This is a genomic window from Segatella copri, from assembly GCF_949820605.1.
In the GTDB taxonomy this organism is placed as follows: domain Bacteria; phylum Bacteroidota; class Bacteroidia; order Bacteroidales; family Bacteroidaceae; genus Prevotella.
Map to the genome: position 1 here is coordinate 2,602,396 of NZ_CATKVU010000006.1, position 15,287 is coordinate 2,617,682.

A 15,287-nucleotide genomic window follows, 5' to 3' on the forward strand; every position below is an offset into this window, starting at 1 on the left:
TCCTTTTTTACCTTTTTACCTTTACAACGACCTGTATCGTTCTGTCAGACGGGCGGGCATCCAAGCCCTCCAGAATAACAGGGAAGGTGAAGGATTCGGGCATCGTAGCCGGAATCTTATCGGCTATGATGGTGATGACGAGGTCAGCCTCATCACCCGGTTCTATCACCTCAGGCTCTGTCGTAAGACGGGCATAAGGAGGAAGAAGGAGGCTGGATATACGGAGAGGTTTGTCACCGCTGTTTCCGCAGAGGATACGTGCCTCAGGCTCTGTGCCCGGCTTTACCTCTGTGATACTTGCCTTCGCCTGTTTCAGTCTGAGTGCGCCCATCTTGTGCGGATAGCGTGCCCACTGGTCAGCCCCCGGCAGCACCTTTCCCGTTAAGGCAAGCTTAACGGCAGGCTGTCCCTCTACCTCTTTCAGATAGAGATAAGCACCCGTATTGATGGTGCCCGGATAGCGGTTAGGCGTGAAGGTGAGCTGCACCTGACAGGTATCGCCAGGCTTCATCACATCGCCCCTGACATAAGAACTGGTACATCCACAGGTGGTTCTCACCTGTGTGATGTGCAGTATCTTCTTGCTCACATTCTTACCTACGAAGGTGAAGGTGCGAGGCGCATCGTCCTCGGTCATCGTACCTGCATCGATAAGCGGATGCTCAAACTTCAGCAGTTCCTTCTGGGCATTCACCGTAACAGGCAAAGCCAGGAAGAAAAGCGATAGGAAAGCAAATATCTTCATATTACATCCAATTACATCCAACCATTGTTACCGGCACTCTTTCTAACGGTCACAACTACAGTCTGGCTGGTACCACCAGCAGCTGTTACGGTGAGCGATGTGCTTCCGACAGCGAGTCCCTTCACGATGAGCGTCTTGCCATCTACCGAAGCAGAAGCTACGCTGCCATTCGCTACAGAACAAGAGAATCCCTCTGTCCGACCTGCGAAATATGCAGCGAGGTTGAGAGAAACAGTCTTCTCGATGCCCACATACACGTTAGGCAACTTCATATCAGAACTGAGTTTCTTGTTCTTGATGTTATTCAAGAGCTTAGCTGCATCTATCAGACCAGCACCCATCTTGCCGATGTACTTAGAGAGCTGTACAATCTCAGGCGAAGCACCTACGGTAGTATGGTTCATGTAGTAGGTCTTGGTTGCACCATTCTGATAATGACTATCCAGTTCCTTTACAGACTTCTTCATCAGGGCTACGAAGTCGGCAGCACGATAATGACGGTTCGTCTTGGCAGCATAAGCGAGACCCAAGGCAGCCACACCAGAAACGTGAGGACAAGCCATAGAGGTTCCCTCCATGTAGCCGTAAGCAGGCCGACCGTTCTTGATCATCGTAGAGAGCACAGCACCTTTCTGCTTGGTTGTCTCTGTCTCTGCCCAGTATTCATCTTCCTGCTCGCCAATCTTGCTGTAATATTCCAAGTCGCCACCAGGAGCACTCAGGGTTACGAGCGAACCGAAATCGGTGTAGCAGGCTGGAGTATAGTCGGCAGCTAATGAAGATACGCTGACGCACTTAGAGTAAGCACCTGGGAAAGCAGGATTGCCAGCATACTCGTTACCGGCTGCGAAGACTGGAATACCGCCGTCGATGACACCATTAGGCGAACCGGCATTGTTGATAAAGTAATCCAGAGCTTCCTTCTCCAGCGGATAGGTCTCAGCCCATTCCTTCTCGGTAGCAGGACCCGGAGTATAACCGTTGATGATGCTAGACTCTGAAGAGTTGTAACCCCAACTGCACTGCAGGATGACTGCACCATTATCGGCAGCATACTTGATGGCTCTCGCCTCGCCTGCCAAGGTTACACTGTTCTGACCGGAGAATACCTGACAAGACATGATCTTGACACCAGAGTTAGGAGTACCGTCACCACCAGCTACACCACAAACACCTCTACCATTATTATTTACGGCTGCAATGGTACCAGCTACGTGAGTACCATGACCGGTGTCATTGGCATCAGTCCAGGTAATATCGCCGCTCTCAGTAACGAAGTTGTAGCCATGAAGGTCGCCCTCATAACCGTTTCCGTCGCCGTCAGTCTTGGCACCCTGAACACTTTCGCCCGGGTTGCACCACATGTTGGCTGCCAGATCAGGGTGCGTATACATCACGCCCTCATCAAGAATAGCCACGATGATAGAAGGATCGCCTGTGCAGGTCTTCCACGCCTCAAGTGCATTCACATCACATCCAGCCTTAGCACCTACATGATTGTTGTTGAGGTTTTCAAAATCATAGTTGCCCTTGCCCAGGTTACGGTAATGCCACTGGCTAGCAAAGCCTGGGTCATTAGGGAAGTCATCGGCAGCAGAACGGGTAGCCTTCTGCTGAAGTGCCTTATCGCTGAGATAGATGCGCTTGCTGTCTGTATTGTAAGCACGCTTGATGCGGCCGTTGGTCTGAACCTTTGAGATTTCGCCCAACTGCTTCAGGCGCTCGGCAGCCGCCTTCAGGTCGGTTCCCTTATTAAACTTCACCGTATACCAGAGGTGGAGTCCCGCCTCGCGGGTTCTTGCCTCAGTATTTGCATCTACCGGGAATACTCGCTCAAAGCTGTAGCTTCCCAGGATGTCGAGCACCTCGTCGGTAGAAGGAATACCCGAACGGGTAGCCTTTCCGGCGCGAGTCTTGCTCAGTTGTGCCTGGTCGAGGATATCGCTCATTTCCGGACTGAACTTAATCAGCAGTTCACCCGCCTCAGCATCTGCAGGGATGGTGATTTCTGAATTGCCGTCAGAAGAGCCGATGGTTGACAGGCTGTCAGAACAGCCCGTCAATGCCAATGCGACCATTGCTATATAGAAAAACTTTTTCTTCATTGTTTGCTTCTATATTGTTTTTATATTTATCTTACTTTTTCTTAGTTCTCCTGTACTTAGCCATCAGCGCAGCTTCATTAATATCGCCTGCTGCCACGTATTTGCGGTAGTAGAGCGGATAAGCTACACCTCGAACCTCCCACTGGCTGCCTGGGTCGCTGGTTCCGTAATAGTAGTCATAGCTATAGCTGTCTTCTGTCATATTAGAGAAACCAACGGCAGCGCCATCGCTATTCTTACCCTTAGGCTGCTGGTTGAAGATCATCGTAGGTGCATTCCATTCTACCAGGTGTGGATGGAAAAGAATCCAGTTTGGCACCTTTCCCGTAAAGAAGTTCAGGTTGAGTGACAACTGACGGCAGTTTGGCAATACACGTGGCACCTGGTAAGGATAAACATCCTTACTAACTACAGAACCATCCTTGTGTTTGCAGGTTACAGGATTAACCTTGCCTGAGAGCAACCACTTGCAGGTATCGCCTACCAGCTTGTCGAGATAATCTTCCTTGTTGGTAGAGAAGTCAGACTTGCTGTATCGGGTAGCCTTGCCGGCAGCCTTCAAAGCTGCATCCATCTCTTCATCGGTAGGAAGTTCACCCTCCAGGAAACTGTAAGACAACTCCAGTGTATTCAACTTATCCCATGTCAGGAGCTTGAGAAGCGCCTGGCGGTCTGCGCCGGCATTTACCTTACCATACAGTCCGATAGGATAGTTATTATAAACATAGACGCCTGATGCGTTCTTTTTGCCCAGCGAAGCGATGTCGATGAGAACATCCGTACGGCGCTGTGCATAGAGAATGAGGTTACGCAACTTAGGGAAGTTCTTCTCGTTGACGATATTGGTGATATCTGACAACTGGTTGAAGTTGTTACTTACCAGATTGAGCGTTTCAAGACTCTTGCCCAGATTAACAAAGTTAGTAGGCAACTGAGTCAGACCGTAAGCCTGAACGGTAAGATTCTTCAGATACTTCAGCGAGCAGATTTCATCACCGAGTTTCACCTCACGAATCTGGTTGTTCTCGTTAGCTGCAACAGAGAATGACTCCAGGAACTTGAGATTACCCACTTCCTTAGGAAGAGTTTCGCCACTCTTGAGGTTGACCATGCTGAACTTGACAGAACGTACACGTCCTAAAGCCTCTGGATGATCCTTCACGAAAGCATCAGTAGCTTCCCAGAGCGTTACGCCGCTCCAGTTGCGCATGTTATCGCTGGAATCGAAGGTAGCAATGCTACCCAGTTTCTGGTTGATCATGATGACAGAGAGAGAGTCACCGGCACGGTTGTCCTCAATCTTTGGTGCTGCCTTCTGACGAACGGTCAGGATGACATCCTCTGTAGGTTTGCCATCTGCATCCACCAGTTTATCTTCAGCTTTTACCGGTACTAAGTGAACCTTAGCCACACGAACAGCAGGAACAACATTCATCGCCCAGCGGAACTTGAAGTTCACGGTGCGAGGACGGTACTTTCTGTCCAGCACGATACCCAGGTTAGTACCTGTCAGCTTATTTTCATCCTTGCTGTTCAGGAGCCAGCCCTCACGCTCGCTCTCGTTCTCTGTCTTCTCGGCATCGGTCAGATCACCCTCGAAAGAATACTCTATCTTACCAATCTTGCATTCTACGTTGGCAGAAATCAAACTCTCGAAAGCACGCTTATCGTAAGAACCGGAGTTTTCGATTTCTACAACAGGATTCTTCAGGAAGATCTGCTTGCCATAACCGAACTGGGTGACGGTAAGCTTGCGACTCTGTCCGTTGGCACCCTGGAAGCTGAGTTCTGTGCTGCGGAGCGTGTTGGAAAGAGTAGAATCCACCTTGATGGTACCCTCAACAGAGCCCACGCCGTTGGCAGGCGAAAGCACCAGCCAAGGCTCAGAGGTATTTGCCACCCAGTCCTGTGAGGCAGCGATGGCAATCTGCTCTGTTCCACCCTGAGGACCTATGGCTATCTCCTTTTTATCGAGTGCCAGTCCTCCTGGGATATCGACATCATCCTTATCGCTGCAGGCTGTAAAAAGCCCGGCAGCGAGAACGATACCTAATGTCAGTTTATTCATATATTTCATATTACTACTTTCTTATAGGGTTTAATTTTCGAGATCCAAAGCATCGCAACCGCGGATGTCCTGATTCTTATCGTAGAACAGCTTATACCTACCTGCCTTGATGTATGGGCAGACGCTGGTTACATCGATAGAGATGTTAGGGTTGTCTGCGATATTCAGGATATAAAGGTGAGAGGTCAGTGTTTCTTCTACCTTACGGATATCGTTGGAACCAATCTGGAACTGGATCAGGCTCGGACAGGTTGTGATTCCTGTAGGCCATGTACGCAGGCAACGCTGGTCCTTCCCATCACGCTGGTGGTTGATGGCAAAGGCACGGAGCACGGCACTGTTCAATGGCTGGGTTGGCACCTCGGTGAAGCAGTTGTAGCTCAAGTCCATATTGGTAATGTATGGCAATGTGGTTGAGCGGAAGTCATCAGAGAGGGATGTCAACTTGTTGAATCGGAGGTCGATGACCTGCAGCAGATAAGCCTTCTTGCCCTTGATGGACCCCTTAGGGATGGTGCGCATCTGGTTGCTGCTCAAATCGATGGTTGTGATTGGCGAACCGGCTGTAAACAGCTCTGAAGGGAACTTCTCTATCTTGTTGTACGAGAGAGTAACAGAAGCTGCATTGATACCCTTGTAGGGACCATGATTATTATCTACACCTGTAATCTCGTTGTAAGAGAAGTCTACAGAACCCATCACGCGAACAGAACTTGCATCGAAGATATTCGGAATCTTCTTCAGTTTGTTGTGGGCGAAGGTCAGACTCTCTACATCATCTGTAAAGGCACAGAGATTAGCAGGAATCTCTTCAATCTGGTTGTTGTTCAGATAGAGTGAAGAAAGCGCTACCCCAGAACCGAACGAATGCAACTTCTTGATGTTGTTGTAAGCCAGGTCGAGCAGACCGAGATTTACCATCTTGCTCAAGGCAGATGTCTCAGGGAACTCCTCCAGGTTGTTGTAACTCATATAGAGAATCTGGAGTGTCTTACCTGTCTTCTCCTCAGCTAAGCGGGTCCAATCATTTCTCAACTGATTAGCTGAGATGCCCTTGCATCGTGCCAGGTTCATCGCCTGCAATTTAGGGAGTTTATAGTAGAAGTCTGGAATGCGACTGATCTTCGGACAGTTGTAAAGTTCGATATCGGTCAGGTTTTCCATCTTGTCCCAATCCTCTTCCTTAAACTCCTGTGCAAACTTACCATAAACAGGATCTTTAGCATTGTAGAACTCCGCACAAACCGAGTCGGATGTGATAGAAGAGTTACCGATATAGAACTGCTGCAACTTAGTCAGACGGTAGATGGCCTTAGATACACCTGTAATCTTGTTGGTCAATGTACCGATCTGTGCATCCTTCAGGTTGATACGGCTGTCCTTCTTGATTCTGTTCTTCGGTGCCACCTTAGGATCTGAGTTGTAGCTTTCTACAATCATATTCGACATGTTGGCACGTGGGTCATACTTCAGGAACTTGTTCTCATAGTCGTGACGCATGCTGCTCTTCTTTGCAGCAGTCAGACTGTTTGCATCATAATCATTGAAGATGTTGGCACCAATCTTCTCATCGTGAGAACCGAGGTTGAGCACCTGGAGTTCTGTCAGCTGTCCGATGGCATCAGGTACGATTCCCTTTGCACCGAAACCGGCGATAACGAGACCGATGACACGGCCGTTGCTGTTGAGCGTTACGCCCGGCTGTTCGCCCCACATATCGAGTTCCTTGTTGAAGTTCCAGTTAGCTCCCTTGAAAGTAGCATCGCCATAGAAGCTCCACTCCTTACCATGGAGAGATTCCCAGATAGCCTTCAAAGCCTCATAGTCCTTGATATACTCCTTTGTTTTGGAAAGGAGGATAGGCACCTGAGCTGTATCATTGAGCTGATTATCCTCTACGATAAACGCCTTACCCTTTACAGGCTGGGTTTCGTACTTGGTCTTCACCGCACCTGTCTTGCCGTAGGTGGTATAAGAGGTAACCTGATAAGTACCGGCAGGCAGCCATACGGTAGAATCGCAGTAAGCTGTACCTGTGTCCATATACTTATCGTTCTCATTGTCTGGATTCTGATGCTCTACGCTAGACTCCTTATATTTCACCTTCAGTTCAGGGAAGGTATAGGTCTCACGGGTAAAGAGGTTGGTTACGCTGACATCAACGAGACGGATGTTAGAGAAGAGATACTCAGTACCACCGGCACGGGTCTTCTCCCACTCCTTCACGAGATTGAACTTCACCTTACCACGCTCCACAGTCTCCACCATGAGGTTCTGTACTTCCAGACCGCCACCTACTACAGTGAATGTTTCGCCGGCAGAAGAAGCCAGCAACTCCTCGTCTACAGCATCATAGAGATAGAAACCGATGACGGTGTAAGTACCCGAAGCGAGTTGCAGTTTTTCACTTCTCAGACCATACTCAGCATTCTCTGAATTATAAGAATTGAGCACCAGTGTCTGAGAGACAGTTGTACCGTTGTGCTCCATGACCACCTTGATTTTCTTGGCATCATCCAGTTTCTCAAGTTTGTCAAGGGCAGCAGCACGGGTAGCTCTAGAAGAAACCTTCTTGCTGAGTTTGAACTGCACATATCCGTATGTGCCGTCCCAGCCTCCGGTCTCATCATCCGAGCAACTTGTTGCTGCAAAGGTCAGGAGAGAGACCAAGAGCAACAAGAGTGCCTTTGAAAATATTTTCATTCTGTTCATTACTTTCTAATTTTTCTGATAGAAGTATGTTTCTTGCTTTGATTATCGGTAGGCTCAATTACGAGTACCTTTACCACCTTGCCATTTACCTTGAAAGCCATGAATACAGGAGCTGTCTCAGGAAGCTGGAATGTAAAGTTCAGGTTGTTGTTTTCATCCATGCCTAGTTCTGGATTGATTTCCTTCTTACTGCTATCAATCATATAGAGATAATCAGTCTCCATCATGGTCTCAGGATCCCATTCCTTGATGTAAGGAGTTACGGTGAGCGAAGAACCTACAGCTGCCGAAGCGATATAGATTTCATCACCTGTATAGTTGAGGAAACTGGAAGCCACTTCCTTGTACATTCCGTTTACATCCTTTGTACACTCTACGTCGAGCCAGTTATTCTTCTTGATTGTTGGTGCTGCAGACTGATCATCAGCTGAAGAGTTGGCCTCCTTCTGTACAACATCCATCAGGAAGTAACGGTCGTAATCGCTCTTCACTGTCATGAAGTCTTCCTCCAGCATTCCGTCGAGTCCATTCTCCAGACTCTCGAATACGCTCTGTGGCAATGCATAGACCAGGAACTCACGGCTTCCGCTGCCTAATGGAGCGACTGTGAGCTTCACATCACCCTTTTCACCCTGCAGTTTCACAGCACCAGATGTATCCTCGAACAAACCATTCTCCTTTTTCCCGAAGACTACCAGCTGATAAGCATCACCCAAGGTCTTGAGGGTGAAAGGAACGAAGTTGTAGAAGGTGAAATTGTTGGTATTACCGCCATTCAGGCTAGAACCATTCTGAGTGAACACCTTACCATCAAGAGATACATTCCATACAGCCCACTGTGAAGAGGTTGGATAAGTAACATCCATGGTGCTGGTGGTCATACCATTATAGATAACAGGTATGGTTACAGCAGCCTTGCCATCCTCAGAAGTAAAGGTGATGGTGTAGTTGCCGTCCTTAGCGATGGCATACTTAGCACTTACGCCCTGATTCTCCTTGAAGGAAACACCGCCAACAACAGCCTTGTTAGGTGTACCTACCAGGAAGCCGCCTTCCAAGTCTACCCAAGCTGGAGTATTGGTAACAGCAAAACGGAAGTTTGACTTTACGGTAAACTTGGTGTATACATTGTAACCTACAGTGATACCTGTCTTGGTGATATCATTGCCATCCGCATCGTAAACCGTCAGTATATGGTCGGCAGCCGAACGCTTAACCTCAGCGATGGCAACCTTCTGACCGCCCATATTCAGGAAGAGCTGAGCCACGCTCATATCCTTGCTGGCATCATCAGCAGTAATCTTAACCTTGATAGTCTGCTTGCCTGCAGTACCATTGAGTACGAAGGCGTCTGCTTTCTCGCCCTGCACCAGTTTACACCAGATTTTGTCTGAAGAAAGGCTCCAGCTCTCGTTGGCATCGAAGGTGAAGTCCAACTCAGCACCAGCTGCACCGCCGATAGTCTGTACCTGTGGGAACACAGGAGTTACGGCATCGTCATCGCTGGAACAAGCGGTGAACAGAGTCACTGATACCAGCGTCATCAATACGAGCCAATATTTTGAAATCAATGTTTTCATTTTCTTTTTATTCTACGATTAATATCCTTGTTCTTTCAATTTCTCTGCCTCTGCATCGCTGATCCATTCATACATATTGATGAAGGTTCCTACGTTGCCGAAGGTTGAACCATCCTTGTTGTTAACACTCATGGTGACATACTGCAATACATAGTTCTGGCAGGTGTTATAATAAGAGGTATAGAGAGAAGGCTGGTTGATGCGCAACTTGCCGTCTCCATAGATGGTACCGAACGCCTCGCCGGTTTCACCAGCTATCTGGTCGTCCATCTCTACCTTTGGCTCAAGAATGTTCTTGGTATTGAACTTCAACTTCAGGTTGTAGCCCTTATAGTAAACATCCTTCAGCAGAATGGTATTATCCTCGCCTTCCACTACCTCAGTCTTGATCAGACGGTTGGTTACGTTGTTCAGATACTTGCTGTAGAAGGTAGATGTTACCTTGCACCAGCCAGAGAAGTTGTGGATATCGAAAGGACAAGACTTCTGCATTACCACGTGGGCATAGTCCTTATAGAGATCTGTCCAGTTATACTTCTCCGGAATCACCAGTTTCAGGGTGAAGCCGAGCGAGTCGGTCTTGCCGATGTTATCATAGATACCCTGAATCTTCACATTTCCTACCATCTCGCCCGCCTTGATTGTAACGGTGTTGTTGAGGATGCGGTAATGCTTACCCTCGATGGCATTGCTCTGCTTGTCTACTACCTCCACGCCGAAGGTGCGGTCGTAGTCAGCTTTTTCGGTTGCAGATACAGGCACATTGAAAACCTCATTGCTTTTCTGTACAGCATACTGATAGAGCGTATCAGAGAACATGATATGACTTGGACCAGCATAAGTGGTATAATCCTGTGAACAACTCACAAGAGCGATGAGTGCAGCTACGGCTGCCAAACATCCCATCATTATTTTCTTCATGATCGTCTCCTTATTTTATTTGTTACTTTCATTAGGCTGAATCTCAGAACCTGGTGCCTCAAGTTCATGCTGAGGAATTGGCCAGACAAAGAGAGGGTCATCCTTTTCAACCTTCAGACTGCTCTGCACGAAGTTGGCAGCAGGCTGGTCGGCAGCCTTACGCTCAAATCCCTTGTGCCAGCGCTTGAGGTCGTTCAGACGGAAGCCTTCCATATAGAGTTCCTTCACGCGCTCTGCCTCGATTATCTTCATGGCGTTGCTCTCGCTCATCGAGGTGTTTCCACCATAAGATGAGTAGCGGGCTGTACGCAAGGTAGAGATGTCCTTACCTGCCTTACCATAGTCCTTCTTCATGGCGTAAGCCTCAGCACGAATCAGATACTGCTCTGACAGACGGAATACCATTGGCTGGTGAACATGCAGGATATTGTTGTTCCGGAATTCTGCATCGCCGAAATACTTGCTCAGCAAAGGCCACTGCAAACCGTGCTCATAACCTGTTACACGGGTTGTGAAGATGGCTGCTGCACGGAGGTCATTGCTGTCGAATGAGTTGATGACCCATGTCTCAGGCACATAGTCTGGACGATAAGTTACGAAGTTGTAGTTATCGAAGATGGTACCCAGTGCACCGCCATAGCTGTTCACGGTAAAGCCTACCTTCCAGATTCCTTCTGTAGATTTACCTGCTGTCCATTGATACTGATAATAACTGGTGTTGCCTATCTTCTGTGTGCAGCTTGCCAGCACGTAATACTTACTATCGATTACCTTAGATGCATACTTGATGGCATCATCCCAGCGATGCATATATAAGGATACGCGCGCACGCAAGGCATGACAGGTATACTCGTTGAAGTAAATCTCGTCATAGAGAGTACCAGTGAAGTCTTTGTCTACCTTCAGATATTCAGCAGCCTTGTCAAGGTCTCTCAATATGAAATCGTATGATTCCTTCAGACTGGCTCTCTTCTGTGGCTCATTGCCGTAATAGTGCTCTGTGAGTACAACGCCGAGTTCCTTCTCTGCCTGCTCATCGCTATCGTAAGCCTTGCAGAAGCACTTGATCAGTTCTGAGTAAGCCAGGGCACGGGCAAAGTAAGCCTCGCCCTCATACTGCTCCAACTTATCAAGCTGCTTATCATCGTTGGTTGCAGCCTTTACCTTTTCAACATTATCGAGCAGGAAATTGCATCGGTTGATCACATCATAAAGGTCGGCATATACCGCCTCGATGTCGGTGTTGGTAGCCTTGATATCTTTCCAACGGTAGATATCGCCATAGGCATTAGAGTAGCCCTTCACGCAGTACACGAAGTCTGCCTGCAGATCTGGCAGGATTGTCAGATTTCCCGAATAGAGGGCGCTGCTCTTGAAACTGTCGTAGATACCGTACACCAGCTTGTCCATGTCGTCCACCGTGTTGATAGCCTGGTCCATGCGGATAGAATCCTCAGGATACTTATCAAGACAGGAAGACATCGAGAGGACTAGGATTCCCGACAGGATGTATGTCTTTATATTTTTGATATTCATTTTTTTCTCCTTTCTTGGTTAGAATTGCAATTCAACACCCAGAGTAAACTGGCGTGATGCCGGATACTGTGCCTGGTAAATATTGGATGAAACCTCAGGATCCAGACCGTTGAAACCGGTTACGGTGAAGAGATTCTGTGCCTGACCGTAGATTCTGATCATAGAGAAGAAGTTGGTCTTGCGCAACAGACTCTGTGGCAATGAATAGGACAGACTGAGATTCTTCAGACGGAGGAACGATGCATTCTCCAAGAAGCGGTCGTCGAGCTGGGTTACCTCGCCCCAACGTGGGATGTCGGTAATATCGCCTGGCTGCTTCCAACGGTCGTACAACAGACGGTTTGACTGGTTGTAAGCAGTACCGAAGGTTACACCGCTCTCCTCGAAGTAACGGTCGTTGTTGATCACGTAGCGTGTACCAATCCAGCTGAACTGGGCAGAAAGCTGCAAGCCCTTCCAACGGAAGCTTGTACCGAAACCGCCCATCCAAGGTGCATCATAGGTCTTGCCTGTCATCACCTTGTCGCTCTCGCGGAACTCGTTGGTTACGTTGCCGTTCTTGTCATACCAGAGCTGCTCACCATTCGCTGGATTCACACCGGCATAACGGTTCAGGAAGAACTCGCTTACTGAGTGACCTACCACATACTTCAAACCGGTGGTTGAGTTTACATACTCGGTTACACCGTTATAGAGTTCCTTCAATCGGTTCTGGTTGTAAGATACGTTGGCACTTACATTCCAGGTGAAGTCGCGTGTGCGGATTACATCGCCGTCAGCACTCAGCTCGATACCCTTGTTAGCCATCACACCTACGTTCTTCCAGCGATAGCCCTCGCCGGTAACGGTGTAAGACTCAGGAACGCGCATCAGCATATTGGAGGTACGCTTGTAGTAAGCCTCGAAGCTGAAGTTGATTCTGTCGAGGAAGCCCAAACGGAGGGCGAAGTTGTTTGCCCATGTTGACTCCCAACCCAATTCCTCATTACCACTCTGTGATGGATAGAAACCGGCAGTACCATCGTAGTTGGCACCACCAGAAACCAGAGCCAGGTGATAATAGTTAGGAATCTCAGAGTTACCCGATGTACCGGTACTTACGGCAATCTGGGCTGTGCTGAGCCACTTCATATCCTTCAGCCAGTCGGTAGACTTCACGTTGTACATGAAACCGAGCGACCAGAATGTACCCCAGCGATGATCCTTACCGAAACGTGAAGAAGCATCGGTACGCAGAGAGAAATCGGCATAGTAGAGCTCCTTATAGTTATACTCGCCACGCATGAAGAATGACAGGTAAGAATAATCAGAAGATGAATCTGCCCAGCGGCTGGCACGTGTACCTGATGATACATTGGTCAGGAGATCGCTGGTCTGACCCTTGGAATATACCTGGAAACCATCTGAGTGGAAATTGACAGCCTCCTGACCCAGCATCACGTTGAACGAATGGATATCGTTCAGAGTGAAACGGTAGTTAGCCGTAGTAGTCTCTGTCAGGTTGATGGCATCGCTGCTCTGGCGTGCCGCAGTACCCTGTCCGTGATTTGAAGAGAGACTTGGGAACGACTGGAGGAACGCTGTAGAATGGGTGAAATCGGCACCGAACTGAGTACGTATAGTCAGATTCTCTATCGGATAGATTTCAGCATACATGGTAGAGAGCACCTTATATTTCTTGTTCTTGATAGGATTCAAGCCCATGTAAACGATAGGGTTCTCGCTGGTTCCAGCCCAGTTGCCTGCTGAAAGTGAAGCCAGACTGCCATCCTTTGCGTATGGATTCCAGTAAGGCAGCATGAATCGGCATGCTGAGATAGGAGTAACGGTAGTATAGCTGCCGTCGTCAGCCTGCTGAGCCTCCTCATAGGCAGCCATGGTGTTGGTACCTACCTTCAACCACTTGCCAGCCTTTACATCAGCATTGGTGCGGATGTTGTAACGGCGGAAGGTTGAATTCTGTGCGATACCGTCCTGATCGTAGAAACCACCAGAAACATAGTAGTTCAAGCGGTCGGTAGCACGGTTGATAGAGAGTTCGTAGCTCTGCAGCGGAGCGCGGTCGTTGAACACCTCGTCCAGCCAGTTTACGTTTACTCTTGAAAGGAGATTGTAATCCTTACCTGTATCCAGACCTACTTCTTTCTCAAACTGGATACGCTCATCAGTATTCATCATTTTCCAGTTGGTCTGTGCCAACTCAGAGAAACCATACTGTGCACGGAGCGTAATCTTCGCCTTGTCCATTGCCAAGCCTCGCTTGGAAGTGATGACAACCACACCATTGGCAGCACGTGCACCATAGATAGAGGTAGAAGAGGCATCTTTCAATACAGAGATACTTTCGATGTCGTTAGGACTCAAAGTATTGAAATCAGAACTTGAGATTGGCACGCCGTCGAGGATAAAGAGTGGCGACTTGCCGGAGTTGATAGAGTTGGTACCACGGATTTGGAAGGTAGCCGCCTTGCTAGGTTCACCCGAAGAAGAGATGACCTGCAAACCAGTACTCTGTCCCTGCAAAGCTTGGTCGAAGCTTGCCGCCGGCACATTTTCTATCTTTTCAGACTTTACGGCAGACACGGAACCCGCAATGGTTCCCTTCTTTCTCACGCCATACGCCACCACAACCACTTCATCCATCATCTTGGAATCCGAAGCAAGGGTGATGTTGAGCGTATTTGTCTGCGCTTTCACAACGTGCTTCTGCGTAACGCAGCCCACATAAGAGTAGACAAGCGTAGCCTTCGAAGCACCCTTAATTTCGATGGTATAGTTACCGTCAATATCGGTCACTACGCCATTTGATGTTCCCTCTTGCATAATGGTCACACCTATCATCGGTTCGTTGTCATCAGCAGACACGACTGTACCCTTGACGCTGAAACTCTGCGCCAAGACCGATTGGATAGACAACAATACAAGTGAGACAAGTAAAAGAGTTAATCTTCTCATCCTTGTTTGTTTCAAGTTTATTAATTAATAATTATTATTTTTTTCTCATTTTTTTCTCGTTTGGTAAAAGCCGAAAGCACTCAGGGCAACACTTCGCCCCTCCATTTATACATTCTTTCACTAATATGCACGCATGGAAATACCTATTTAACTTAAATCGGTGCAAAATTACGAATATTTTCTTATTTGCACAAGATAATCGCTTAAAAATTAAATAATTAACACGAAATATCTATGTTTTTTAGCATATATGCTCATAAATTTAGTTAATTGTCGATTTTTTGTCACGTCCGATTACAGATTGCAAAAACAAGTTCAATACACACCTTTTTTTGTTTCTATGCAGCCGTTTTCATAAAGCTGAAATTACGTCCCGACGCATCTTGCACTACGTCGGGACGTATCTTTTGCTGCGTCGGGACGTAGCAAATGCTACATCGGGACGCATTTTTTACTGCATCGGAACGTATTTTATCAGCTGACTCAAGTAGCTCAGTCAGCTGACGCAAGTAGCTCAATCAGCTGACGCAAGTAGCTCAATCAGCTGACGCAAGTAGCTCAGTCAGCTGACGCAGATATCTCGACAAGCCGAAGGATACGTCTCCATTAGCCTACGGAGTCGTATCCGTAACCCGACGGAGTTATATCCGTAACCCAATGCTGTC

At 48.0% G+C, this 15,287-nt stretch carries 8 protein-coding genes; all 8 read right to left on the minus strand.

Annotation, left to right across the window (positions count from 1 at the left end):
• Positions 1 to 7: 7 nt before the first annotated feature.
• From RCO84_RS12000 to RCO84_RS12035, 8 genes are read right to left on the minus strand one after another with little or no spacing between them, the layout of a single operon-like run.
• A complete protein-coding gene (locus RCO84_RS12000) occupies positions 8 to 745 on the minus strand; it encodes a DUF1573 domain-containing protein (RefSeq protein WP_217744206.1) in 738 nt (245 codons plus the stop codon).
• Between the two features lie 11 nt (positions 746 to 756).
• Complete coding sequence (locus tag RCO84_RS12005) at positions 757 to 2,850, minus strand: subtilase family N-terminal domain-containing protein (protein ID WP_317572824.1); 2,094 nt, start codon at positions 2,848 to 2,850, stop codon at positions 757 to 759.
• A gap of 31 nt (positions 2,851 to 2,881) precedes the next feature.
• Positions 2,882 to 4,927: a BACON domain-containing protein gene (locus tag RCO84_RS12010; RefSeq protein WP_317572825.1), complete on the minus strand. Its 2,046-nt coding sequence runs from the start codon at positions 4,925 to 4,927 to the stop codon at positions 2,882 to 2,884.
• Between the two features lie 21 nt (positions 4,928 to 4,948).
• Positions 4,949 to 7,630, minus strand: a complete 2,682-nt coding sequence (locus tag RCO84_RS12015; protein ID WP_317572826.1) for a DUF4458 domain-containing protein — start codon at positions 7,628 to 7,630, stop codon at positions 4,949 to 4,951.
• A complete protein-coding gene (locus tag RCO84_RS12020) occupies positions 7,630 to 9,210 on the minus strand; it encodes a DUF5003 domain-containing protein (RefSeq protein ID WP_317572827.1) in 1,581 nt (526 codons plus the stop codon). The genes RCO84_RS12015 and RCO84_RS12020 overlap by 1 nt, the downstream gene beginning before the upstream one ends.
• Before the next feature lie 18 nt (positions 9,211 to 9,228).
• Entirely contained in the window at positions 9,229 to 10,131 is a 903-nt protein-coding gene (locus RCO84_RS12025) for a DUF4984 domain-containing protein (protein ID WP_317572828.1), read from the minus strand.
• Positions 10,132 to 10,146: 15 nt separating this feature from the next.
• Positions 10,147 to 11,667: a RagB/SusD family nutrient uptake outer membrane protein gene (locus RCO84_RS12030; RefSeq protein ID WP_317572829.1), complete on the minus strand. Its 1,521-nt coding sequence runs from the start codon at positions 11,665 to 11,667 to the stop codon at positions 10,147 to 10,149.
• A gap of 18 nt (positions 11,668 to 11,685) precedes the next feature.
• A complete protein-coding gene (locus RCO84_RS12035; RefSeq protein WP_317572830.1) occupies positions 11,686 to 14,622 on the minus strand; it encodes a SusC/RagA family TonB-linked outer membrane protein in 2,937 nt (978 codons plus the stop codon).
• Positions 14,623 to 15,287 lie beyond the last annotated feature (665 nt).